This window comes from Thermaerobacter sp. FW80 (assembly GCF_004634385.1).
Taxonomy (GTDB): Bacteria; Bacillota; Sulfobacillia; order Thermaerobacterales; family Thermaerobacteraceae; genus Thermaerobacter; species Thermaerobacter composti.
On the sequence record NZ_CP037895.1, the window covers coordinates 2,908,228 to 2,932,172 of the forward strand.

A 23,945-nucleotide genomic window follows, 5' to 3' on the forward strand; every position below is an offset into this window, starting at 1 on the left:
TCGCGGCCGGCAGCCCGCCGCCCTCCCTGGCCTCGTACCGGGGACCGTGCCATCACGGACCGCGTGCCCGGTCTTCCTTCGATGCGCCGCCGCTCCCTGGCGGCGCATCGCCGTTCCCCGTCGTCATCCCGCCGCGGCCGAGCGGCTCCGGGGCACCCGCCGCACCTTCTTCGAGGAGGAACCCCAGCCGTCGAAGGGCCTCGGCCACCCGTCCCGGGGCCGACGGATCGTCGGCCTCCAGGGTGTGGAGATGGGGCCCGCCGGAGAGAGTGAGCAGCGGCTCGGCCCGGGTGGCCGCCATCCGCCGACAGAACCGGTCCACGTCGTGGCGCGACCGCAGATCCAGCCAGCCGCGCAGCTCGCCGTAGACGGGGTGTTCGACGATCACGTCCCGCACCGTCACCCCCTGGTCGACGATGGCATAGAGCTCGCGCCGGATCACCTCGAGGTCGGGGCCATGTTCGACGGCCACCTTCCACACGTGGCGGGCGGCCGGTCGGTTGATGACGTACCCCGACGGGGTCGCCACGATGGGCGCCCCCTGGGCGCGCAGGAGGGCGATGTCGTGGACGATCACGGTGCGGGTGACGCCGAACCGCGCCGCCAGCCGGTGGCCGGGCACGGGTTCTCCAGCCTCCTCCAGCACCTCGAGGATGGCGTGACGGCGCGCCGTGGCGTCACCCCCTGCCGGCTGCGCTCCGGCGCCAGGGAGCCGTCCCTCCGGCGCCGGCGCCGGTCGATGGAACGAACCGGCCTCGGATGGGGCACCCGCTCGAGCCCTCCCCTCACGGGGCATGCCGACCTCACCTCCGGACCCCCTCCCCGGCGCACGGCGCCTCGACCCGGTCGGCGCCGACGGCAGGATCCCGTCCCCATCGTGCTGTATATACAGCTGAAAACACACAGGACCCAGAAGTTGGGGGGTGCCGCCATGCCGTCGCAACCCGCGCGCCAGGTGGTCCTCGGGGGCCTGCTCACGGCCCTCGCCCTGATGATTCCGATCTTCTTCCGGGGAACCCTCCAGGTGATGATCGGTCCCCACTTCAGCGCGACCCTGGCGTCCCACGTGCCGTCGATGCTGGCGATGTGGCTCGGGCCGACCACCGCGGTCATGGTGGGGCTGGGGGCCACGGCCGGGTTCTTCCTGACCCTCGGGCCCGTGGTCGCGGCCCGCGCCTTCACCCACGTGCCCTTCGCCGCCGTCGGCGCCCTGCTGCTCCGTCGGGGCTGGGCGCCGTGGGCGGCGCTGCTGGCCGTGTTGCCGATCCACGCCGTCGGCGAGGCCCTGGTGGTTTGGGCCGCGTCGGGCACGCCCTGGCAGGGCTGGGTCACCGGGGTCGGCACCGCCGTCCATCACCTGATGGACGGGGCGCTGACCCTGGCCGTCGTGCAGCTCCTGGCGCGGGCCGGGATCCGCCTCGCCGGTCCGGGGCGGGCAGCCTCAGGACTGCCCACCGCCGGCCAAGGCCGTTAGGGGATGGTCGCCGGGGCCGGCGGGTGGCCGCCCGGGCTGCTCGGACGGCCACCCGCCCTGGCCGCGGGGTCGTCTGGACCCGGCCCGCGCCCGGCTGGCAAGGCGGGCGGGGGGCGGGCGGGCCCTGGCCGCCTTGCACGCAGGGGCGTCGTCCGGGCAGGCCCCGGCGGCCTGGCGAGCCGGCCGGTCGCCCGGGCGGGCTTCCGGAGGCGTGGCAAGCTCGGCGGTCGTCCGGTGGTCGTCCGGGCGGTCCCAGCGGCCTGGGAAGCTAGGCGGTCGTCCGGGCGGGGCCGCCGCGGGTGGCCCGCCTGGCCCGCGCGGTTTGGCCCCCTGGCGTGCCCCGGATGGCCGGCACCCGGGCCCGGCGTGGCGCGCCACCCTGCCTGCCCGTGGTGCGCCGCCCCACCTAGCCGGCGTGGTACCGGCGGGCGCCGGCGTAACGCTCGCCGTACGGCGGCGTGTCCAGGGGGATCTCCTCCACCACCCGCTCCGAGTTGGGCGCGTGGATCATGCGCCCGTCGCCCGCGTACATGCCCACATGGTGGACCTGGCCCTTGCCGCCGTCGTGGGCGAAGAAGACCAGGTCGCCCGGCCGCAGCCGGTCCCGGGGCACCGGCTGGCCCCCGCCGTGGTCCCGTTGGGGAGCAGCGTCCCGCGGGATCGCGATGCCGTGAAACCGGTGGACCAGGTAGACGAAGCCCGAGCAGTCGACCGCGAAGCCCGAGGTGCCGCCCCATAGATAGGGCACGCCCAGGAAACGCCGGGCCGTCTCGAGCAGCATGGACCCCGTGGCGGTCGAACCCGGCCGGACGCCGCCCGCGCCGGTCGGCGCTGGCCCGTGCTCCTCCCTGGCGCCCTCGGCCACCCCCGGGGTCGTCTGGCGGCCGTCGATGCGGACGTCGGCCCGGCGCACCCAGGCGACGGCCACGCCAGCGCCTGTCGCTCCCGGATCCGTCCGAGCACCCCGGGGAACCCGACCGCCCGCGCCTTCACCGGGGGGCGAGAGCCCGGCGCACCACTCGGGGACCGGGACCGCCACCGCGATCCACCCCTCGCGCTCCGTGGTCGCCATGGGCCCTCCCGCTCCACCCCGTGCCTCCCGTCCTCGGGTGGTGTAGGAGGAGGCCGCGCCCGCGCCGCTCGACGTCCCCGCTCCCCCGTCGGTCGTGGACGGCCCCGTGCCGCTCGACCGCGCGGAAGGGGACGAACCGGCCCCCCCGCAGCCGCTGGGGGCCAGTTCGCCGACGAGGGGCAGGCGGGTCCCGAAGCTGATCTCCATCCAGCGGGCCTGCGGGTGGGGCCGGTGATGGAGCCACGTGGTCACCGCAGCCACGGTGACGGTCGCGGGCACCACCGCGGCCTTGGAGCCACTGCCGACGGTGCTCTGGTCCGGGGGAGTCGAAGGTGCCGTCCAGGGGCCCCACGCCCCGCCGGCCCCCGCCGGCCCTGCCAGGGCTGCCCACGCCGGATCGGATGTCAGCTGCCAACTGGGGATCCAACCGGGATAGCCTCGCGGTGCCCCCGGTTCCGGCTGTTCGGGCACCGCGACCCGCACCCACCCGTCCCGTTCCTCGAGCACGGTGACGGGCTGGCCCAGGAGCACCTGGGTTTCGATGCGTCCGACCAGATCCTTCTTCGCCGCGACGTCCAGGGCCGCCAGCCACTCCCTCAGCGCCGTCGGGTTCGCCAGGGCCGGCAGGTCCACAGGGCGCGGCCGGTCCGGGTCGCGCCACACGGTGGCGACGGCCACCGCCACCCAGCGGGTGGCGCCGGGCTTCGGCCCAGGGTTCGGATCGGGAACCGGACGGGCGACACGCGGTCCGGACCCTGGGCCCGGGTCCGAGCTTGCGGACGGAGGGTCCTGGGATTGCACGGGGGGCGGCGCCCAGGGCGTCGACGAGGGTGCAGGGGCGGCTGTCACCGATTCGACCTCCTCTCCCGCCTGCGGCAGTGGATCTACAGCGGTGTCGATTCATCCCGCGAGGTGACACGCCACCCGGTGGCCGGGCGCCAGCTCCCGCAGCATGGGGACCTCCTCGGCGCACCGGGATTGGGCCACCGGGCACCGGGTTCGGAAGGGACACCCGGAAGGCGGACTCAGCGGATCCGGCGGCTCGCCCTGCACCAGCCGCCGCTCCCGCCGCCGGGCCCGGACGGGATCGGGGACGGGGATGGCGGCCAGGAGGGCCTGGGTATAGGGATGCAGGGGGTGGGCGAAGAGCTCCGCCACCGGCGCCTCCTCCACCACCCGTCCCAGGTACATCACCACCACCCGCTGGCAGACGTGGCGGACCACCGCCAGGTCGTGGGTGATCAGCAGATAGGCGAGGCCGAGTTCGTCCTGGAGGGAGGCCAGGAGGCGCAGGATCTGGGCCTGGACGGAGACGTCCAGGGCGGAGAGGGGCTCGTCGGCGACCACCAGCTCCGGCTCGACCACCAGCGCCCGGGCGATGCCGATGCGCTGGCGCTGGCCGCCGGAGAACTCGTGGGGATACCGCAGGGCGTGCTCGGGGCGCAGCCCCACGCGGGCCAGCATGGCCCGCACCCGTTCCCGTCGCTCCCGCCGGCTGAGGCCCGGGATCAGGTGGAGCGGCTCGGCGACCAGGTCCTCCACCCGCATGCGCGGATCCAGCGATGCGTAGGGGTCCTGGAACACCATCTGCAGATGGCGCCGCAGGGGGCGCAGGGCCGGTTCGTCCAGGTTCGCCAGGTCGTGGCCGCGGAACAGGATGCGGCCCCGGGCGGGCCGATACAGGCGGACGATGGTCCGCCCCAGCGTGGTCTTGCCACACCCGCTCTCCCCCACCAGCCCCACCGTCTCCCCCCGGCGCACCTCGAGGGAGACGCCGTCCACGGCGCGCAGCTGGCGCACCTTGCGCCAGCCGTGCCGCACGGGGAACAGGGTGGTCACGGCCTCCAGGCGGAGCAAGGCGTCGCCCGGCCGGGCGGTGGGGTCGGCGGGGCGGGGGATGGCGTCGGCGGCATGCCCGCCGGCCGCCGCCGGCGAACGCCGTGCCGTGGAAGGCGGCTCGCCTCCTGCGGGACCGCTGCGATCCGCCGGGAGACGCCGCTCTGCAGCCCCGAAGGTCAGCCGGACCCGCGGCCCCCGGGATCGTTCGGTGGCCGGTTCGTCCGCCGCCGGCGGCACCGCTGGGCTCGCCCGGCGGTGATCGGTCCACCCCGCCGGCGCGGCCCCGTACCCATCGGCCGCCCCCGTCGGTTCCGCGGGCCCGCTGGCCTCGTCCAGCAGCCAGCAGGCCGCCCCGTGACCCGGAGCCAGTTCCCGGAACGGCAGCGCCTCGGTGAAGCACCGCGGTTCCGCCACGGGGCAGCGGCCGGCGAAGGGGCAGCCGGCAGGGAGCCGCCGCGGATCGGGAGGGTCGCCCGGGATGGGTTCGGGCGGACGCGCCTCGGTGGCCAGGGGGTCGGGGACGGCCGCCAGCAGGGCCCGGGTGTAGGGATGGGCCGGACGGGTGAAGAGCCGGTCGACGGGCGCCGCCTCGGCGATGCGGCCGCCGTACATCACGTACACCCGGTCGGCCAGCTCGGCCACCACGCCGAGGTTGTGGGTGATGAGCAGCAGGGCGGCCCCGGTGCGGCGGCGCAGGTCGTCCAGCAGGGCGAGGATCTGGGCCTGGATGGTCACGTCCAGGGCCGTGGTGGGCTCGTCGGCGATGATCAGCCGCGGCGGCGTCGCCAGCGCCATGGCGATCAGCACCCGCTGGCGCATGCCGCCCGAGAGCTCATGGGGGTACTGGCGCAGCCGGTCGGCGGGCCGGGGCAGCCCGGCCATGGCCAGCAGCTCCTCGGCCCGGGCCAGAGCCTGGGATCGCGTCATCCGCCGGTGGGCGGTGATGGCTTCGAGCAGCTGGTCGCCGACGCGGAACAGGGGGTCCAGGGACGTCATGGGGTCCTGGAAGACCATCCCCACCTCGCGGCCCCGGATCCGGCGCCAGTCGGCGGGACCGAGGCCGGTCAGGTCGCGCCCCGCCAGGCGGATCCGCCCGCCGACCACCCGGCCCGGGGGCGGCACCAGGCCGGTGATGGCCCGGGCGGTGACGGACTTCCCCGACCCCGACTCGCCCACCAGGGCCACCACCTCGCCGCCTCCCACGGTGAGGCTCACCCCGCGCACGGCTGGCACCGGGCCCTGGTCGGTGAAGAAGGTGACCTCCAGGTCCTCGACCACCAGCAGGGGATCGGTGCCCGCGGAGGCCGGGTCCCGGTGCGCAGCCAGCGCCCGCCCGGACTCCGGGATCCCCCGCTCCGCAGGGCCGGCCGCCCCGGCCTCCCGGATGGCCGGAGGCCTCCCGATGGCCCCTGCACCGGTTCGCCTCGGGTCCAACCCGCCCACGGCGTCGCCTCCTCGATCGCCCTTCGGTCATGCCGTGATGAGCCGCCGGCGCCGACCGGCCCGGACGTGCCCATCGCACCGGCCACGAGGATCCAGCGGCGGCGACAGGAGCATCCCCTCGGCCGCTTCGGGGTGCCGCCGCGGATCCTGCCTGCGGGGCGCCACCGCCGGCCCCACGCGGAGTTGCACCGTGGACCCCGCCGGCGGAGTTGCACGCGGCCCCCACCGGCGGAGTTGCGCCGCCGATCCCACCGGCAGGGCCCCATCCCATCGCGATCCCTGCGTCGCCCGTCGCGTCGGCCCTGGCCCATCCCGATCCCTGCGTCCCCCCCTGCGTCGGCCCTGGCCCCTCGCGATCCCTGCACCGCCCCCACGTCGGCCCCGGCCGGCCGACCCCGGCGTCGTCCGGAGCGGATCCCGGCGCGCCCTGCCCTTCAGCGCAGCCGCGGATCCAGCGCGTCCCGCAACCCATCCCCCAGGAAGTTGAAGGCCAGCATGGTGATGCAGATGAAGGTGGCCGGGAAGAACAGGGCCCACGGGGCCGCCCGCAAGGCGCGGTTGCCCTCGGCGGCCAGCACGCCCCAGGAGGCGATGGGGGCCTGCACCCCCAGGCCCAAGTAGCTCAGGAAGGCCTCGCTGAAGATGGCCTCGGGCACCAAAAGCGTCATCGTGACCAGGATGGGACCGATGGCATTGGGCACCAGGTGGCGCCAGACCACCCGCCAGGGCGGGACGCCCATGACGCGGGCGGCGAGGACGAACTCCCGCTGTTTGAGGCTCAAGACCTCGCCCCGCACGATCCGCGCCATCCCCGTCCAGTACACCGCCCCCAGGGCGATGAAGACGTTGTCCAGGCCGGGTCCCAGGACCACCATGAGCAGGACCACGTAGAGGATGAAGGGCAGCCCGTAGATCACATCGATGACGCGCATCATGACGTTGTCGACGACCCCGCCGTAGAACCCGGCGATGGCGCCGTAGGCCACGCCGATGGTGAGGCCGATCAAGCTGGCCATGATGCCCACGGCCAGCGAGATGCGGGCTCCGTAGAGCACGCGGGTCAGGATGTCCCGCCCCAGGTGGTCGGTGCCGAACCAGTGGGCGGCGCTGGGCGGCTGGTTCGCCTCGGCGAGCACCTGCTCGTCGTAGCCGTAGGGCGAGAGGACCGGTCCGATGGCCGCGGCCAGGACCATCAGCCCGATGACCACCAGCCCTGCCATCGCCAGCGGGTTCCTCCGCAGGCGGCGCCAGGCCTCCTGCCAGTATCCCGGTGCCGCCGGGGCCAGCGCCTCCGGGGGTACCCCCCCGAAGCCGTCGCCGCCCTCGGCCCACGGTACAGCCGGGGAGCCGCCCCCTTCGCCGCCGGCACCGGGTGCGCCACCTCCCGGCCCGGTGGAAGCGCTCCCCCCTCCCTCGGCCGGGTCGGACCGCGGCCGTGCCGGTGACCCGGGCAGCGCCTGGTGCGACGACGCTTTCATGCCGGCCCTCCTCTCCGCGTCGCTGCGAAGGGTCCCGCCCGCCGGTTCGCCCCGTCTCAGAGGCGGATGCGGGGATCCACCAGCCGATAGGCCAGGTCGACCAATGCGTTGGCGACCACCAGCAGCACGCTGTAGAACATGGTGACGCCCATGATGACGGTGTAGTCGCGGTTCGTCACGCTCTGGACGAAGTACTTGCCGAGGCCCGGGATCGCGAAGATGTTCTCCACCACGAAGCTACCCGTCAGGACCCCGGCGGCCAGCGGGCCGAGGTACGTGATCACCGGCAGCACGGCGCTGCGCAGGGCGTGGACGAACACCACCCGGCCGGGGCTCAACCCCTTGGCGTGACAGACGGTGATGAAGTCCTGCCGCAGGACCTCCAGCATGTTGGCCCGCACCAGCCGCGCGATGACCGCCGTCGGGAGCGCCGCCAGCGCGAGGGTGGGCATGACCGCCTGCTCGGGCTTGCCCCACAGGCCGGCCGGCAACCACCGCAGGCGGAAGGCGAACACGTAGATCAGCAGCCCGCTCAGGATGAAGTTGGGGATGGAGATGCCCAGGGTCGCGGCGAACATCGCCGCCCGATCGAGCCAGCGGCCGTGGTGCAGCGCCGCCACCACGCCCACGCCGATCCCCAGGACCAGCGCGACCGCGATGGCCAGGGCACCCAGGGCCGCGGACACCCGGAACCCCTCGGCCACGATGTCGTTGACCGTCCGGTTGGGGTAGGTGAAGGACGGCCCCAGGTCCCACACCGCGGTGCGGTAGAGGTAGTCCAGGTACTGCCGCCAGACCGGCCAGTCCAGGTGGTACCGGGCCTCGAGGTTCGCCCTGACCGCCGGCGGCAGGTCCTTCTCCGCGTCGAAGGGCCCGCCCGGCACCGCGCGCATCATGAAGAAGGTCAGCGTCGCGATGGCCCAGAGGGTGATCAGCGTGATCACCAGGCGCTGGCCGGCGTACTGCACGGCTCGGCCTCCTCCTGCACCACGGGGACGAACCGGCCCCCGGGCCGCAGCCCGCCGGGCGTGCTGGCCTCGGCGTCGCGAACCCGCGACCCCGCCCCTCGACGCCAACCGGCGAACCCCGTGGGCTCAGGGTCTGCAGGACAACGCCACCGGGGGACCGGCCGGGGGACCGGCGCTGCCGGGGGCCGGGGCCACTGGGGGCCGGTGCGGGCGCCCGCGAGTCCGCGCCCGCGACGACCCGTGGGCGCCACCCTACCGCCCCTCCCTCACCGGCCCTTGCCCTCGATGTACGCCCACTTGTAGTCCGTGGTCCCCAGGGCCGTGCGGAACACGCCCTTCACGTACGGCTTCTCCTGGTAGACGTTGACCCCGAAGAAGATCGGCCCCACGGGCATCTCGTCCATCAGGATCCGCTCCGCCTCGTGCATGTTGCGGAAGCGGACCTCCTGATCGGCGGTGGCCTTGGCCTCGGCGATCAGCCGGTCATACTCGCGGTTCGACCACCCGACCCGGTTGTTGCCGCCGCCCGTCACCCACAGGTCGAGGAAGGTCATGGGATCCAGGTAGTCGCCCACCCAGTTGCCGCGACTCAGGTCGTACTCACCCCGCTTGGTGGTCTCCAGGTACACCTTCCACTCCATGGACTGGAGCTCCACCTGCACGCCCAGGTTCTGCTTCCACATCTGCTGGTAGGCTTCGGCCAGGGCCCGGTTCGTGTCGTTGTCGTTGTACAAGTAGGTCACCTTGGGGAAGCCCTGTCCGTTGGGATAGCCCGCCTCCGCCAGGAGCCGCCGCGCCGTCTCCACGTCGGCGTCCTGGAAGTAGTCGCCGCCCTCCTCCCGGAAGTCCTTGCCGGTCACCGGGTTGGGGATGCCGTAGGGCACGAAGGCCAGCGCCGGCTTCTGCCCGCCCTTGAGGACCTGCTCGACGATGGCCTTGCGGTCCAGGGCCAGGGTGAAGGCCTTGCGCACCCGCGGGTCGTCGAAGGGCTTCCGCTTCGTGTTGAAGTAGATCGACGTCACGCTGATGATGGGCGACGTCTTCGCCTCGCCGCTCGCCAGCAGCTGGGGGATGTCCTGGGGGTTCAGGCTGCCGTTGGAGTCCAGCTCGCCGTTGGCGAACATGGTCTCGGCGGTGCTGCCCTCGTTGACCATGACGATGTGCATCCGCTCGAGGCGCACCGTGTCCTTGTCCCAGTAGGTGTCGCTCTTGACGAGGTCGATGTGGCTGTCGTGGACCCACTCGGCGATCCGGAAGGGACCGTTGCCCACGTAGGTCGCGGCCTCCCCCGCCCAGTCGGGGTTGGCCTCCACCGTCGCCTCGTGGACCGGCATCAGCGTGGGGAAGGCGGTCAGGCTGAGGAAGTACGGCGTCGGCGCCTCGAGGGTCACCTGCAGCGTCTTGTCGTCGAGGGCCTTGACGCCCACCTGCGAGGGGTCGGTGAGCTCGCCGCTGTTGTACTTCTGCGCGTTCTTGACGTAGTAGAGCTGGTAGGCGTAGGGAGCCGCGGTCTTGGGGTCCAGCACCCGCAGCCAGGCGTAGACGAAGTCGTGGGCGGTGACGGGATCGCCGTTCTGCCAGACGGCGTCCCGCAGGTGGAAGGTGTAGGTCAACTGGTCGTCGCTCACATCCCAGGACTCCGCCATGCCGGGCTCCACACCCTTGGGCCCGATGCGCGTGAGGCCCTCCATCACCGCATTGACGATCTGGAAGCTGGTGAGATCGGTCATCAGCGCGGGATCCAGCGTCGGGGGCTCGGAGCCGATGTTGTCGTTGAGCACCTGCTCGTCGCCGCCCCCCGCGCCCCCCTCTCCGGACGAACTCGGCGCCCCGCAGCCGCCGAGGGCCAGCGAGACGACCAACGCCACCATGAGCGCGACGCCGCCCGCCCGGCGAAGACGTCGCGGCAACCGCCGCCACGAACCGTGGCTCACCCTATCCCCTCCCGCCCCGTGGGCCTCGCGACGTGGCCTCCGACGTGGCCTCCAAGATTCGGATCGACGGGGATTTCTTTCCGGACGGCCGCATTCCTGCCGGCTGCCGGCGAGGTTCGTCCGAATTCGTGCCCCTCCAAGCCTACGACCAGCCGGAGAGGCCTAGAACGGGGTACCCGGGCCACCGGGCGAGCCATCCTCCTGCACGGTGTTGGCAGGAGGACGCCCGGGGCGACCCCGATCCAGCCGGCCGGGCCGAGGCGGGGTCCCTCCCTCCACGGCGTTTCCGGGAGGACGCCCGGGCCGCCGGGATGGTAAGCTGATCCATAGGAGGTCGCTCGCCATGGGATGCGAGGCCCACGGCGGGATCGTCGGGATCCGAGGCCCACGTCGGCTCATGCCCGGCTCCCATGGCATAGGCGGACAGGGAGGTCATCGGGTTGGAGGAGAGGGGTGTCCGCACCGACACGGCCTCCCAGGACGCGCCCGCGGGCCCCGGGAACGCGGCCCCCGGGGCGCCCCGTGGTCATGCGGGGACCTGGCAGGACGCCCTGGAGGCGGCGTGGCGCAAGCCCCTGGAGCCCGGCGAGCGCGTGCTGGAACTCGCCGCCGCCCTCCTCTTGCTGGCGTCCTTCGTCTGGGTCGCCATCTGGTGGCCCCATCTGCCCGACCAGGTCCCCATCCACTTCAACCTGCGGGGCGAGGCCGACGGCTTCGCCGCCAAGGGAAGCATCTGGGGCCTGCTCGGGATCGGCGTGCTCCTCTACGCGCTGGCCACGGCGGTGACGCGATGGCCGGCGTCCCTGCTCAACTGGCCCATCGAACCCCGGCCGGAGACGGCCCGGGCCATGGCCCGCGCCAGCCGCCACCTGCTCCGTGGGTTCAAGTTCCTGCTCATGGCTGCGTGGCTGCATCTGACGGTGGGGGTCACCGCCGTCGCCCTGGGCCGGTGGGTCGGCCTTACCCCCTGGTTCTATCTGTGGATCGTGGCGCTGCTGGCGGTGGCGATCGGGGGGTGCGCGGCGGTGTACCGGGCGGGGCTGCGCCTTCGGGCGGCGCCGGCCGCGAGCGGGCCGGACGGGCCCTGGCCGGACGTGGTCGACTTCCCCGCCGCCCGCAGCAAGATCCTGATGGCCCTGACGGCGATCCCGCCGCTGATTCCCTTCTACATGGCGCTGCGCGGAGACGAGACGGCCATCGTCGGCTTCGTCGCCTTGGGGCCGTACCTCTTGGTGGTGGGCTACACCTTCTGGCGCCCGTCCTACTACCGCGTCACGCCGACCCACCTCCAGATCCGGGTGGGGCTGATGGACTTTGACGTGCCGCTCCAGCGCATCCGCCGGGTGCGACCGACGTGGAACCCTGTAGCGAGCGCCGCACCGTCCCTGCGCCGCGTGGCCATCGAGACCGACGCGGGCGAGACGGTGCTGGTATCCCCCGTGGATCGCGAGGGCTTCATCGCGGTCCTACGGGAACGCTGCCCCCAGGCCGTGGTCGAAGGCGGCCGCGGCCCATGCCGCTGAGCGGGATTTCCTCCCGAGTCCCGGGCGAGGCGGCTCGCGATGGGCCGGCTCGGCGCGACCCCTACCCCCTGGAGGATCGGGTCCGGGGCGTTTGGACCCGAGGCTCTCGCCACGAACCGGGGACGAGGTCCCTCAGCCCTCCCGCGCCAGGGACGGCGGGATCCGGTCGTGGCGCACCAGGTCGTCGTAGGTCTCCCGCTCCACGATGACCGCGGCCTCCCCCTCCCGCACCAGCACCATGGCGGGCCGCGGGAAGCGGTTGTACTGGCTGGACATGCTGTAGTTGTACGCGCCCGTGCTGAAGACCGCCACCACGTCGCCGGGCTCGACCCGCGGCAGCTCGATCTCCGGGATCAGCACGTCGCCCGACTCGCAGTAGCGGCCCACCAGGCAGACCCGCTCGGCCGGTTCGTCCAGGGGCCGGTTGGCCAGCACGGCCGTGTAGAGGGCGCGGTAGAGGGCGTAGCGGGGGTTGTCGGCCATGCCGCCGTCGACGGCCACGTAGGGCAGAAGGCCCGGGACGCGCTTGACGGACCCCACCGTGTACAGCGTGACCCCGGCCTCGCCCACGACGGACCGCCCGGGCTCCAGGATGAGTCGCGGCACCGGCAGGCCGCGCTCGTCCGCCAGGCGGGCCACGGCGGTCCGGATGCGGGTGACCGTCTCGGCGATGGAGGGCGGCTCGTCACCCGGCACGTACCGGATGCCCAGGCCGCCGCCCAGGTCCAGTTCCCGGACGAACCGGCCCGTGCGCCGGTGCGCCTCGGCGGCCAGGTCCATCATGATCCGGGCCGCCTGCTCCCAGGGCTCGACGGCCAGGATCTGCGAGCCGATGTGGCAGTGGAAGCCGTACCAGTCCAGGGCCGGTTCGTCCAGCACGCGGTCCAGGGCCTCCAGGGCCTGGCCGGTGGCCAGGTCGAAGCCGAACTTGGACTCCTGCTGGCCGGTGCGGATGAACTCGTGGGTGTGAGCCTCGACCCCCGGCGCCACCCGCAGGAGGACGGGAACGGTGCGGCCGGCGGCCCGGGCCATGGCAGCCAGGCGCTCCAGCTCGTGGAAGTTGTCGACGACGACCCGGCCCACGCCGACCTCGATGGCCAGGCGCAGTTCCTCGTCGCTCTTGTTGTTCCCGTGCAGGAGGACGCGGGCGGGCGGGAACCCGGCGGACAGGGCGGTGTGGAGCTCGCCGCCGGAGACCAGGTCGAGCCACAGCCCCTCCTGGTCCATGATGCGGAGGACGGCGGTGGTGCACAGCGCCTTGGCGGCGTAGGCCACGACCCCGGCGTTGCCCATGGCCTCGCGGTAGGCGCGGCAACGCCGACGGATGGCGGCCTCGTCGAGGACGTAGAGAGGCGTCCCGAACCGTTCCACCAGGTCCAGGGCGTCGGCTCCCCCGATGGCCAGGTGGCCGCGGGGGCTCGTGACCACCGGCGGCCAGGCCGTGCGCGACTGCAGTTCCGGCTGCGGCAAGGTGCTCTCCTCCCGCTCGACGCTCGTGCCCTTGGGTCGTTCGCGGCCGGGCGGGGTGCTGCGCGCCGCCCGTCGGCCGGCCGGACCCGGGTGGGAGCAGGGAAATCGCGGTTAACGTAGCACAGGTCCGGGAAGGGGCACAAGGCCGGAGGGACGGGAGCGCGGGTGGGAGCGGCAACGCGGGTGGGAGCGCCGCCTGCGGTGACGAACTCCGATGACAGGTCGGCTCACCCCGTGCGACCGCTCCCCCCACCGACCGCAGGTCGCCGAGGCCGGGGCCGGGGACCCAGGCGGGCAGACGGTCCTGGCCAACGGGGGCCCAGGGACCACGTCAGCACGCGACACCACGTCAGCCCTGGCGCCGTCATCGGCAACAAGGGACGAGGGTCGATCCCATGCCGGACGCACTCGTCGGCCGAATCCTGACAGTCCTCAGCGCCCTGGTACGAGGGGCGAGCGGCGCCGTACTGCTCGGCCTCGCCTGTTGGGGGTATCGCATCGACCGGACCCAGGCCCGCAGACCGATGTGGGCCCTCGACCTCTTGGGGGGTGTGGCGGCACGACGGATGCGACTGCATGATCACGCTGGTCGTCCGATATGGGCCCTCGACCTCTTGGGGGGTGTGGTGGCCCTGGCGTGGGCCGTCTCCACCCCCCGGTCGCAACCTTCATGGGACCGGGCCCCGCGTTCGGATGCCCGCCGTGATCGGACACCGGTCCCCCAGCGGTCGCGACGGCGATCACCGCTCGCATCCGACGCCATCCCGGTCCCAGCCGTCGAGCCGGTGCGGATCGGGCGGCAGCACCCGGAAGTCGCGGTAGGGGATGTCCCCGCAATCGAGATCCGGCGGCGGCGATGGGATGCACACATCGGGATAGGCGGGATCGCACCCTCCGCGTCGGCCGACGGGGGCGGGATCCCGCGCTCCCGCCGTCCGGATCGCGCCGGATCCCGGCTGCGACGAGCCGCCGTCAGCCGCGCCGGCACCATACCTTCCGCCGGACGCAGCCCGCAGGCCCCACAGGCCGCGCTCCGCCTCCCGGGCCTCGCGCTGGAACCGGACGAACAGGTCCGCGTATCGCACGTCCGGCGGGTAGGTGACCACCTGGGCGGAGCCCTCCAGGAGCAAGATAGCGTTGAACATCCCCTCCCGCACATGGGCCGGCGTCGGCCGCTCAGGCGGTTCGACCAGCCAAACGTAGCGCAGGGCGCGGCCGTAGCGGTCCGTCTCCGACACGTCCTTCTCGAGCCACACCACCCGGCCCGCGAGATGCCGCCGGGTGAAGCGGGCCGCATGCGGACCGTAGGGTTCGACCTCGCCGTGGACCTCGGGGGTGTTGACACCGATCAGCCGCACCCGCGTCGAGGGCAGCGGCGCACCGCCCAGGGGCTCGACCTCGAGGGTGTCGCCGTCGATCACGTCCACCACCCGGGCGCGGGTGAGTCCCGGACGCTGACGCTCCGCGGCGGGCTGCAGCCGCCCCGAGGACGGCGACGAATCCCTTTTCGCACCGGTGCCCGTGGACCCTTCGGCGCTTTCGCCGGCGGCACCCGCGGCTGGCTCCGTGGCCCCGGTCCCATCGTTCGCGGCCGCATCGCGGCCGGACGGCGCCACCCCCGACGAGCCGGGACCCGCCGGTGTGGCCGGCTCCGTCTCGGTGCCGCACCCAGCCGCTCCGAGGGCGACGGCGAGGACCAACGCGACCAGCAGGGCCGCGGCTTTGGCACGGGCCCGCGCCGGCACGCCGCACCTTCCCAGCTTGCACACCGCCAGATCACGCATCGCTCGACCGCTCCTCCCGGGGCCCATCGCCCACGGGTCGTCGGCCTGGCCCAGCCCCCGCTGACCTCGGTGCAAGGTCGAGCATCCCACCATCGTCACCGCCACCATTCGTTGCACAGGTCGCAGTCCCCACAGGCGTCGGCCACCGGCATCCCACCATCGCCACCGCGGCCTACCACCGTTAGTTGTCCGCAGCTGACGCCACCGGCGTCAAGGGGCGTGGGCCGCGCCCATTCACGCGTGCGGCCGGCGGACCGGCGGCCACTTCGGCCCCTGAGCCGCCTCGCGACCCACCCGTGAGCGGCCTCGCAACCCACCCCACCCCTGCGCCGCCCCGCGCCCCAGCCCTGCGTCGCCTCGCGGCCGCGACTATATTGCAAAACATGATAGCCTCTGTTATGCTCGACGCAGTACCTTGCGGTACAAGATACGCCATGGCCAGGAGGATTGGACGATGGCGCAGGGACCCAAGAACCCCGTCACCGAGGCCGTCGACTCGTGCATCGTGTACTGGGTCGCCGCCGGCCTTCCCCGGGCGCAGATCGATCAGATGGCCGCCGAGCTGCGGGCCCACCTCGAGCAAGCCGTGGCGGCCGGCAAATCCGTCGAGGCCGTGATCGGCGGCGACGTCGCCCGGTTCGCCGAGGAGTGGTGGCGCGCCGTGGGCCGGCACCAGCCCCGATGGCAGGCGCTGGTGCTGGCGGCGCAGATCGTCGCGGCGGCGGTCTTCATCACGCTGCTACCGGCCGTCTGGGTCCAGCCGGTCGTCGCGGTGGAGGCGGCTCACCTCGTCCAGGTGCTGTGGATGGCAACGGGCGTCTGGATCCTGTTCTCGCCCCGGCTGGGTGCGCGCTGGCTGGCCAACAGCGCCAGGGAGCGCTACGGCCGCCTGTGGGTGGCGGTGGCCGCCGTCACCTTCGTCGGCATGCTGGTCCTGAGCCCGGCCATGCCCTGGGTACCCGAGTGGGTCCTCCTCGAGATCCCCCGGTGGCAGGCGGTGCTCGTCATGGTGGGTTGCCTCGTGATCAACGGGCTTGCGATCCTCCGCGACCCCACCCGGCCGCGGGCACCGGCCTCCCTCCCGTAGGCGGACGACGCCAGCACCCGGATCAGGCCACCATGGTCGCCCGGGTCATGCACCGGCCGCCGGGGCCGGCCACCGGGTCCTGGCGCACGAACGAGGCCCAGACCGTTGCCGGAGGAGGTGTCCGAGCCTTGCGCGACCGTGGTCGCGATGAAACCCGCGGCAGCCAGCTGCTCAAAGGCGTCCTGGACATGCTGCTCCTGGCCCTGATCGCCGAGCGACCCCGCTACGGCTACGAGATGGTGGAAGAACTCGGCCGGCGCGGGCTGCACCTCGTCAGCGAGGGGAGCATCTACCCCGTTCTCGCCCGCCTGGAGCGGGCCGGGTTCGTCCAAGGATACTTCGAGCCCTCACCGCAAGGGCCACCGCGGAAGTACTATCGCATCCTGCCCCAGGGCCATCAGGCCCTTCATCGGTGGGTGGACGAGTGGCAACGGTTCGCACGGGGCGTGGACGGGGTGGTGACGGGCCAGCCCGCCGCCCGCGCAGCCAACCCGGCCTGCGGACGCGGCGATTCCGCCCCCGATCCCGCCATCCCCCTCCGTGGGGGTCCGGGCCCCTGACCGCGCCCCGCCCGTCACCACCGGGGCCGCCCCCCCGAAGGGACCTCCTCTTGACCGCCTCACCGGGCCAGACCCCCGCGAACCCGCGACCAAGGGATGCACCCCTTGATGGGTTCACGATACGTAGTTTAATATTTAGACAAACTTCTAAAAACAGCCTCAAGGAGGCACAGCGTGGGTGAGCCCCAGCTGGTCTTCAAAGCCCTGGCCGACCCCACCCGCCGGGCCATCCTGCGGCTGCTCCGCGACCGCGACCTGACGGCAGGGGAGATCGCCGCGCACTTCCCGGTCACCCAGGCCAGCATCTCGCACCACCTGAGCCTCCTTAAGCATGCGGGGCTGGTGCTGGACGAGCGGCGAGGGCAGCACGTGGCGTACTCCCTCAACACCACGGTCTTCCAGGAGGTGATCGCATGGCTGATGGACCTGGCGGGCCCGCGGTGACCTCGCACGGCTCCGGGTCCGGCCCGGAAGCCGGCGGCCCCGCGATGTCCTCGCGCGGTGGGCATGCGGCTCCGCCGCAAGACGGCCAGGGGCCGGACCGGGACGACCGCGGTCGCGACGTTCTGGAATGGCTGCTCCTCGCCCTGGCGGCCCTGGCGACCGCCGGGGTCTACCCGCGCCTCCCGGATCAGATGGTGATCCACTGGAACGCAGCCGGGCAGCCAGACGGATGGGCTCCCAGGGCCTTCGCAGCGTGGTTCGGCTGGGCGACGGCGGCGGGCACGTACCTTCTGCTGAAGGTTCTTCCGTCCATCGACCCGCGCCGCGCCAACTACCCCCGGTTCGCAGGCGCCTACCGGCTGGTCCGGCAGATCACCGTCCTGTTCTTGCTGGGCGTCCACGCGGTGGTCCTCATGACCGGCCTCGGCATCCCCGTCGCCGTCGACCGGGTCATCGGTCTTGGCGTCGGCCTGATGCTGATCATCATGGGCAACGTCATGGGTCAAGTGCGCCCCAACTTCTTCTTCGGCATCCGCACGCCGTGGACGCTGTCCAGTGAGGCGGTGTGGCGCAAGACCCATCGTGCCGGGGGCTGGCTGTTCATCCTCGCGGGGCTGGCCATCGCGACGACCGCCTTCCTGCCGCCCAGCTGGACGGTGCCGGTGATCCTGGCCAGCGTCATCGGGGTCACCATGGGAACGACGGTCTACTCGTATCTGCTCTGGCGGCGGTTGAACGGCGCCGACATGGGCTGAACGGGCAAGCCGGCGTGGCCGGCCCGGAACGCGCGAGGACCGCAAGGATGGGAAACGGGTGCGGGTCGATCGACCCGTACCCGATCCTGGCGCCGGATCTGCCCGGGCCCCTCTTCCCTCGCCCAGCCTGGCACCCCGCCGCCGGTTCGTCCCAGTGGCGGGGTGCCTCGGCCCGGCAGGGCCGTCACCGCAAGGGGATCTCCACCGACCACGGGCCGTCCACCACTGACTGCGGGGTGGCGAAACGGACCACGAGGACCCCGTCCCGGGGAAGAAGGACTGGATAGGTCAAGTGCACTCGGTCCAACTGGCCGGTGTGGGGGTCGTGTTCGGTGGCCACGCCGTCCGGTATCCAGCCCGCCTCCGCTCCGGGGGAGACTTCCGCCACACCTTCAGGGATGACGCTCGCTGTGACGGATACGCGCTCGAGCACCCTCCCGTCCTGCGCCGGCCCCAGGTCCAGGTTCAACACGATCCGCGCCCGGTCGGGCCGAGCTACTTCCTTGACCGCAACGGTCCACCGGCCCACCCGGACGCGCCGGTCGACACGCCGGGTGCTGCCGGGCGCCAGTTCGTCCAGGGGGATCCGCATCACCCCAGCCCCCGGCTCGAGCACGCGGATGCGGGAGGCCGACAGGTGCAGCGATCGGACCCAGGACGGAAGGACCCCGCGGAAGCGTGCCACCAGCTGGAAGGTGGGGGCGTCAACCCAGCCGTGGGGCACCTGCACGTCGGCAAGCTCCAGCCGGGTACCCAGCGGGCCCGCAAGGCGCAGGTCCTCCACCCCGACCAAGTGCCAGGAGGCTGTTTGCCCGGAGTCGCCGGCTTCACCCGGCCCCTGGCTCGCGTCCGGGACGGCGCCGGCACCGTCCGGCCGCGATGCGCCGGAACCGGCCGCTGGCCGCACCTCTAGATGGAGGACCACCTCGTCCCGTCCCCCGACCAGGTGGGGAACGCCGAGCTGCAGCCCCGCCCGGGCGCTGGACCAGGCATCCGGATCCATGGCCGCCCTGCCGGCACGAGCGCCATCCACGAGGACCAGGGGAAGCCGCAGGTCCGGCTCGTGGGCCAGCGTCACCTCTGCGATCCCCGTCGGGAGGGGAGGGAACCACAGGTACAGGGGGTCGTCCGGCCCCCACGACACCACCTTGGGCGTGAGGACCGTTCCATCGGGCAGCTGCAGGGCCCATCCGTGCATGAGCTCATCGCTCCCGTCCCGCTCCCCCTCCCCCTCCCGGTTGGTGCCGCCCCGGGTTCCGCTGGCGCCGTCGCCACCCATCCGGATCCGGACCTCGGTCAGCTCCGGTAGCGCCACCACCGACTCGACGGTCAGGCGGTCCGGGCCGGGGCCGAGCCAAGCCAGCGGCACCGTGACAGGCTCCCGCAGCGCCCGGACCTTGGCCCCTTCCTCGCGGACGAACCCGGCCCCCGGCAGCCACCGGGCAATGTGCTCCAACGCGGCCTGGACCACGGCCGGGTTCGTCCAGACCAGCAGGCCCGCCGCGGCCAGGACCGCTGCGGCCACGAGCCATGGGCGGGAGCTGGCGAGAGCACCCTGAGCCACAGGCCGGTCCCGGAAGGACCGACGTGAGCCGGCGCCCTGTTTGGCCAGGCCGTCCTTGGACTCCGCGCCCATGGCCACCCGGGCGGCGACACGCTCCTGCAGCCGCTCCAGGCTCCCTGCCGGCGCCGCAGGCGCGGAGGCCGCCACGCGTTCGAGGAGCAGATCCCCTACCGCTTCCAGGCGGCTAGGGGGAATGCCCAGCTCTTGCAGGAACGCGGCTTCCTCAGCGGTCCAGCGGGGAGTCACGCGCACCGACTCTCCATCGCCCGTGGAGTCGGGTCCTCGCCGGTCCCGCGCCAGGCGCAGCAGCTTCACACCGGGATGGCTCCGTTGTACGTGCCGCCCCCCTCTTCCCCCGTGCCGGTCCCCGCTGCGTCCCATTCGCTGCCGCGTCATGTGGGATCTCCTTTCCTATCGGCGGATGCCGGCCGCCTGCCGGCCGCTGGCGCCCGTTCGACCAGCGCCTTCCGTAGGGCCTGGCGCGCTCGCCAGAGCCGGCTGTCCATGGCGTTCCGCGAGATGCCTGCCTCCCGCGCCATCCGTTCGATGGGTTCTTCCATCCAGTACCGGCGGATCAGCAGGTCCCGTTCCGCCGGGGACAGGGACTCCAGGGCCATGCGCAGCCGCACCGCCTCGTCCCGCGCCGCCACCAGCTCGGCGGGGTCCGCCGGTGAGACCAGGGCGTGGCCGCCCGAAGGCAAGCCTTCGTCAAGGCTGGACCAAGCCGGGCCGCCAGCGTGCGACGCGGGACCGGGACGCCTTCCCGGGCCGGCCCCGGCCCTGTGCAGCCACCCGCTGCGACGGCGCAGCTCGCGTTTGAGCTGCCTGCGCCGGTCCAGGGCCGCGTACTTGAGTAGCATGAAGACCCAGGTCCTGAACCGGCCGCGCGCCGGGTCGAACTCGGCCGCCCGCTGCCAGGCGGCCACCAGGGCGTCCGCCGCGACTTCTTCGGCGTCGGCGTCGGTGCCCGCGGGCCCGAGGATGAGCCGGGCCAGGTACAGCACGGATTCCCCAAGACGCCGCACCATCTCCGCCACGGCGTCCGGGTCTCCCCGGCGAATCCGGTCGACCAGGTCCGGTGGAAAGTCGTCGGTCAGGCCCGCCGGGACGGTGGCCGCAGGGGTCGGGGCCACCGGGGTTGGGCCGGCACCGTCCGGACATGCGGTGGGGTCCTGCGCGTGCGTGACGCCTTCCGGTGACTCCGTGACGCCTTCAGATGACGCCATGACGCTTTGCGGTGCCTTGGATCGAATGCGGAATGGTGGTGGGGTCGAGCCCCCCGCCGGCCGATGGGAGATGGCCCGTCGCCTCCTCGCAGAGTACCCTTCACCCGTTACTACGGTGGTCACCGGAGTCTTCTTGCGAGGGAAGGATCCGGTCGGTGGCATGGGACGGGGCGGGGCGGGACCGGCCGTGCGCCTGCCACCCGTAAGGCCAGCCGAGTGCGCGCCCCGAAAAACCCACGATCAGGAGGCAGGTGGCTAAAGCGACGGCGGTCACCAGCACCGCAGTTGATCAGGCCCACGGTAGCCATGACAAGGTCGTCTCCCGGGTACGCCGGCTTGAGATCCGCGAGCCGGTAGGAAAAGGCGGCCGCCAGAAACAAATACGGGCTGCTGCCCAGGAGTGCCACCCGAACGCTGTCGCGGCCCCTCACCCCGCAGGCGGCGGCTGTGCATAGCCAAAGGTACACACTGGTAACGACCGCACCGACCATGACGAGCCGGTGCCAATACGGAATCCGTAGCCGAACCACGCCCGACAGCAACGCCAGCGCCGCGCCGAACAGCAACAGGTTCGATGCCAGCAAGAACCCGCCAGCGCCCGTATCCCGGTGGAACCACGGAAATCGTAGCAGGTGACGGGTCAGGCCATGGCCCTGCACCCGGTCGACCAGCGATCGCCGGATCCCAACCACCCCCAACACCCCGGCAAGACCGGCGAGCAGCAGGAGAACCACCCCCTCTCCCCCCCCGACGGGCCGCCCGAGACACGGCACACGTACGGTCACGGTGCGGCGTGAATCCATTCCCTGTAGCCTAGTCTGCAGTCATCTCCCTCCGCTTACCGGGGCAGCCGTGCGGGGGTCCGGGGGCACGGGTCAGGCAATGGCCCTGGCCGAAAGAACGGGCAGGGACAGTCGCTTCCGATCATCGCCTTCGAGGTATGGTGAGACTCTGCCACCGCTCGCCAGCCCTGGCCTTGGCCAGGTAGACGATCTGGCCCACGTGATAGGAGGTGTGGAACAGCTGGCGCTCGATGGCGTCGATCACCGTGTGCGGCTCGCCGCGGATGAACACGGTCCGCAGCAGGTCGTCCGGCCTCAGGGCATCCAGCGTCGCAAAGAGCGCCCGCCACCCCCTCTCCCAGCGCTCCATCAGCTCCTGCCGGGGCAGCCGCTCCTCGACGAACTCGGCATCCCGGTCGCGATCGGGCTTCTCGCCGTCCGAGGTCAAAAAGTCGGTCCACCGGGAGACCATGTTGCCGCTCAAGTGCTTGATGAGCACCGTGATGCTGTTGGACTCCCCGCCGGGGGACCAGGCGAGGGCGTCGTCGTCCACCTGCGCCAGCGCCCGCTCCGCGAGGTCCTTGATGTAGCGGAACCGGCTCTTGACGGCCTCGAGGTAGACCTCCGCCACCCCCGGGCCGTCCACCAGGTCATGCACGGGCCTTCCCTCCCTGGGCTGGGGATCACGCACCTCGCCTGCCGGCCGGCGGCGTGGCGCCGGGCTCCGAACGAGGGCGCGCGTATAGAGTTCGTTGCACATCGTGCCGGGCGGTTCCTGCGCCTCCCGGCCCCCCTTCTTCTTGGTTCCTATTGTTAGAGCCCTCGGTCCGTTGACCCGCTCGCTGGATCCTTGTTAACGTCGTGACAGACAACGGGGTCTGGCCATCTCCGATTTCCGAAGGCGATGAACGGGAAGAGTACCCGGGAAGCGCGCCTCCCAGCGAGCCGGGACGGTGGAAGCCGGTAGGCCGCGCCTGGGGAATCCGCCCGGGAGCCCGCCGCCGAGCCACGGATGCAGTTCGCGCGCCGTCGCGTGCACATGCCTGGTGGGAAGGCGGCCGGCTGCCGCCCGATACGCGGCACGAGGGGGCGCCGTCACGGCGTCAAGTCCGGTGGCACCGCGGGACGACTCCCGCCCGGAAGGGCGGGAGTCTCTTTTTTGCAGTGCCGAAGGGGGAGACGATCGTGATCGATCCGGAACTGCTTCGCAAGGATCCCGAGCGCATCCGCGAAGCGGCCCGACTCAAGGGCTTCGACCCTGAAACGGTAGACCTGGCGGTCACCCTGGACCGGCGCCGGCGCGAGCTCCTCGCCGTCGTCGAGCGCCTGCGGGCGGAGCGCAATGCCCTATCCAAGAGGATCGGTAGCCTGCCCCCGGAGGAGCGTCACGCGGCCCTCACCCGCGCGACCGTGCTCAAGGAGCGGTTGGCACAGCTGGAACCCGAGCTGCGGGACGTCCAGAACCGGCTCCAGCACCTCCTGCTGTGCCTGCCAAACCCGCCTGCGCCCTCGTCCCCGGTAGGTTCATCCGACGAAGACAACGTCGAGGTCCGCCGGTGGGGCCAGCCGCCCTCGTTTCCCTTCCCGCCACGCGACCACATGGAACTCGGGCAGCTGCTGGGGATCATCGAGACGGAGCGGGCGGTGAAAATGGCGGGTTCCCGCGCCTATTTCCTGAAGAACGAGGGGGCCCTCCTCGAATGGGCCGTCCTCCGATTCGCCGTCGACCTGTTGCTTCGGCGGGGCTATACGTTGCTGGCACCACCGGTGCTGGTCCGGGACGAGGCCATGACGGCCACGGGGTACTTCCCGCTGGGACGCGAGGAGGTGTACCGGCTCGAGCGGGACGAGCTGAACCTGGTCGGCACCGCCGAAGTCCCGCTGGTGGCTTACCACATGGATGAGACCCTCGAGGAGAACGAATTGCCCCGGCGCTACTGCGCACTCTCCCCGTGCTTTCGACGCGAGGTCGGCAGCGCGGGCCGCGACGTCCACGGCCTTTACCGGGTCCACCAGTTCTTCAAGGTGGAGCAGGTGATCATCTGCGAGGCCGATCCCGACGCCTCCCGCCGCTACCACGAGGAACTCCTGAAAAATGCCGAGGACATCCTGCAGGCCCTCGAACTACCCTACCGGGTCGTGCAAGTCTGTACGGGCGAGATGGGACAGGGACAGGTCTTGAAACACGACATCGAGACCTGGATGCCCAGCCGCGGCCGGTACGGAGAAACCCATTCGTGTTCCAGCTTCCACGACTTCCAGGCGCGCCGCGCTCGCATCCGCTACCGGGACAGGAACGGGCGGGTCCGGTACGCCTACACCCTGAACAATACCGCCGTCGCGTCGCCCCGGATCCTGATCCCGCTCCTGGAGATCCACCAGCGGGAAGACGGCAGCGTCCGCATCCCGGAGGCACTCCGGCCCTACATGGGCGGCTTGGAGGCGCTGGCCCCCCGGATTGCGTAAGTGTCACGGCAGCGCAACGGCAGCCGAGGGCAGTCCCGGGGGAGGGCGGCAGGCGGCGGCGCCGCGGCAGGGAATC

At 72.4% G+C, this 23,945-nt stretch carries 19 protein-coding genes; 7 read left to right on the plus strand and 12 right to left on the minus strand.

The genetic code is table 11. From position 1 onward, the window contains the following. Positions 1-52: 52 nt before the first annotated feature. The gene (locus tag E1B22_RS12005) at positions 53-796 is read right to left on the minus strand and encodes a transcription repressor NadR (protein ID WP_135225830.1); all 744 of its coding nucleotides are present in this window, start codon (positions 794-796) and stop codon (positions 53-55) included. Between the two features lie 135 nt (positions 797-931). On the opposite strand from E1B22_RS12005, the gene E1B22_RS12010 reads away from it, so the two are divergent. Further along, positions 932-1,474 carry a hypothetical protein gene (locus E1B22_RS12010; RefSeq protein ID WP_135225831.1) on the plus strand — a complete coding sequence of 181 codons (543 nt, stop codon included), beginning with the start codon at positions 932-934 and terminating at the stop codon, positions 1,472-1,474. A 406-nt stretch (positions 1,475-1,880) separates the two neighbouring features. On the opposite strand, the gene E1B22_RS12750 is transcribed toward E1B22_RS12010, so the two are convergent. The 5 genes from E1B22_RS12750 to E1B22_RS12035 form a co-directional block, all read right to left on the minus strand. Continuing rightward, positions 1,881-3,224, minus strand: a complete 1,344-nt coding sequence (locus E1B22_RS12750; RefSeq protein WP_243123467.1) for a C40 family peptidase — start codon at positions 3,222-3,224, stop codon at positions 1,881-1,883. A gap of 222 nt (positions 3,225-3,446) precedes the next feature. Then, positions 3,447-5,828: an ABC transporter ATP-binding protein gene (locus tag E1B22_RS13985; protein WP_305791207.1), complete on the minus strand. Its 2,382-nt coding sequence runs from the start codon at positions 5,826-5,828 to the stop codon at positions 3,447-3,449. A gap of 434 nt (positions 5,829-6,262) precedes the next feature. Next, positions 6,263-7,306: an ABC transporter permease gene (locus E1B22_RS12025; protein ID WP_243123469.1), complete on the minus strand. Its 1,044-nt coding sequence runs from the start codon at positions 7,304-7,306 to the stop codon at positions 6,263-6,265. A 56-nt stretch (positions 7,307-7,362) separates the two neighbouring features. After that, a complete protein-coding gene (locus tag E1B22_RS12030; RefSeq protein ID WP_135225832.1) occupies positions 7,363-8,274 on the minus strand; it encodes an ABC transporter permease in 912 nt (303 codons plus the stop codon). A 266-nt stretch (positions 8,275-8,540) separates the two neighbouring features. Next, positions 8,541-10,208, minus strand: coding sequence for a peptide ABC transporter substrate-binding protein (locus E1B22_RS12035; RefSeq protein ID WP_135225833.1), 1,668 nt, complete (start codon positions 10,206-10,208; stop codon positions 8,541-8,543). Between the two features lie 440 nt (positions 10,209-10,648). Between E1B22_RS12035 and E1B22_RS12040 the strand changes: the two genes are divergently transcribed. Beyond that, positions 10,649-11,731, plus strand: coding sequence for a DUF1648 domain-containing protein (locus E1B22_RS12040; RefSeq protein ID WP_243123470.1), 1,083 nt, complete (start codon positions 10,649-10,651; stop codon positions 11,729-11,731). Between the two features lie 132 nt (positions 11,732-11,863). Here E1B22_RS12040 and lysA read toward each other — a convergent pair whose 3' ends face one another. Both lysA and E1B22_RS12050 read right to left on the minus strand, forming a co-directional pair. Next, positions 11,864-13,201, minus strand: coding sequence for a diaminopimelate decarboxylase (gene lysA / locus E1B22_RS12045; protein WP_135225834.1), 1,338 nt, complete (start codon positions 13,199-13,201; stop codon positions 11,864-11,866). Between the two features lie 740 nt (positions 13,202-13,941). Further along, entirely contained in the window at positions 13,942-14,628 is a 687-nt protein-coding gene (locus tag E1B22_RS12050; protein WP_243123472.1) for a thermonuclease family protein, read from the minus strand. An 811-nt stretch (positions 14,629-15,439) separates the two neighbouring features. Between E1B22_RS12050 and E1B22_RS12055 the strand changes: the two genes are divergently transcribed. From E1B22_RS12055 to E1B22_RS12070, 4 genes are all read left to right on the plus strand, one after another. Then, complete coding sequence (locus tag E1B22_RS12055) at positions 15,440-16,072, plus strand: hypothetical protein (protein ID WP_135225836.1); 633 nt, start codon at positions 15,440-15,442, stop codon at positions 16,070-16,072. 128 nt (positions 16,073-16,200) lie between these two features. Continuing rightward, a complete protein-coding gene (locus E1B22_RS12060; protein ID WP_135225837.1) occupies positions 16,201-16,632 on the plus strand; it encodes a PadR family transcriptional regulator in 432 nt (143 codons plus the stop codon). 174 nt (positions 16,633-16,806) lie between these two features. Then, a complete protein-coding gene (locus tag E1B22_RS12065; protein ID WP_135225838.1) occupies positions 16,807-17,076 on the plus strand; it encodes an autorepressor SdpR family transcription factor in 270 nt (89 codons plus the stop codon). Continuing rightward, a complete protein-coding gene (locus E1B22_RS12070) occupies positions 17,046-17,831 on the plus strand; it encodes an SdpI family protein (protein WP_135225839.1) in 786 nt (261 codons plus the stop codon). Before E1B22_RS12065 ends, E1B22_RS12070 begins: the two co-directional genes overlap by 31 nt. Before the next feature lie 184 nt (positions 17,832-18,015). Here E1B22_RS12070 and E1B22_RS12075 read toward each other — a convergent pair whose 3' ends face one another. The 4 genes from E1B22_RS12075 to E1B22_RS12090 all read right to left on the minus strand — a co-directional run bounded on the left by E1B22_RS12075 (position 18,016) and on the right by E1B22_RS12090 (position 22,061). Further along, on the minus strand, positions 18,016-19,710 hold the full coding sequence (locus E1B22_RS12075) for a hypothetical protein (RefSeq protein WP_135225840.1): 1,695 nt from the start codon (positions 19,708-19,710) through the stop codon (positions 18,016-18,018). 77 nt (positions 19,711-19,787) lie between these two features. Further along, positions 19,788-20,432, minus strand: coding sequence for an RNA polymerase sigma factor (locus E1B22_RS12755; protein WP_167758930.1), 645 nt, complete (start codon positions 20,430-20,432; stop codon positions 19,788-19,790). Between the two features lie 308 nt (positions 20,433-20,740). Next, the gene (locus E1B22_RS12085) at positions 20,741-21,355 is read right to left on the minus strand and encodes a hypothetical protein (protein WP_243123474.1); all 615 of its coding nucleotides are present in this window, start codon (positions 21,353-21,355) and stop codon (positions 20,741-20,743) included. Between the two features lie 190 nt (positions 21,356-21,545). After that, entirely contained in the window at positions 21,546-22,061 is a 516-nt protein-coding gene (locus E1B22_RS12090) for a DUF1572 family protein (protein ID WP_135224072.1), read from the minus strand. Positions 22,062-22,588: 527 nt separating this feature from the next. On the opposite strand from E1B22_RS12090, the gene serS reads away from it, so the two are divergent. Then, positions 22,589-23,869 (plus strand): serine--tRNA ligase, encoded by a 1,281-nt coding sequence (serS, locus tag E1B22_RS12095; protein ID WP_135224073.1) that lies wholly within the window; start codon positions 22,589-22,591, stop codon positions 23,867-23,869. Positions 23,870-23,945: the final 76 nt, after the last annotated feature.

What these genes read in the sequence shown, in the direction of transcription:
- E1B22_RS12025 (WP_243123469.1), bottom strand. Translation starts at nt 7,306, where the DNA reads ATGAAAGCGTCGTCGCACCAGGCGCTGCCCGGGTCACCGGCACGGCCG.
- E1B22_RS12055 (WP_135225836.1), top strand. Translation starts at nt 15,440, where the DNA reads ATGGCGCAGGGACCCAAGAACCCCGTCACCGAGGCCGTCGACTCGTGC.
- E1B22_RS12070 (WP_135225839.1), top strand. Translation starts at nt 17,046, where the DNA reads ATGGCTGATGGACCTGGCGGGCCCGCGGTGACCTCGCACGGCTCCGGG.
- E1B22_RS12010 (WP_135225831.1), top strand. Translation starts at nt 932, where the DNA reads ATGCCGTCGCAACCCGCGCGCCAGGTGGTCCTCGGGGGCCTGCTCACG.
- E1B22_RS12005 (WP_135225830.1), bottom strand. Translation starts at nt 796, where the DNA reads ATGCCCCGTGAGGGGAGGGCTCGAGCGGGTGCCCCATCCGAGGCCGGT.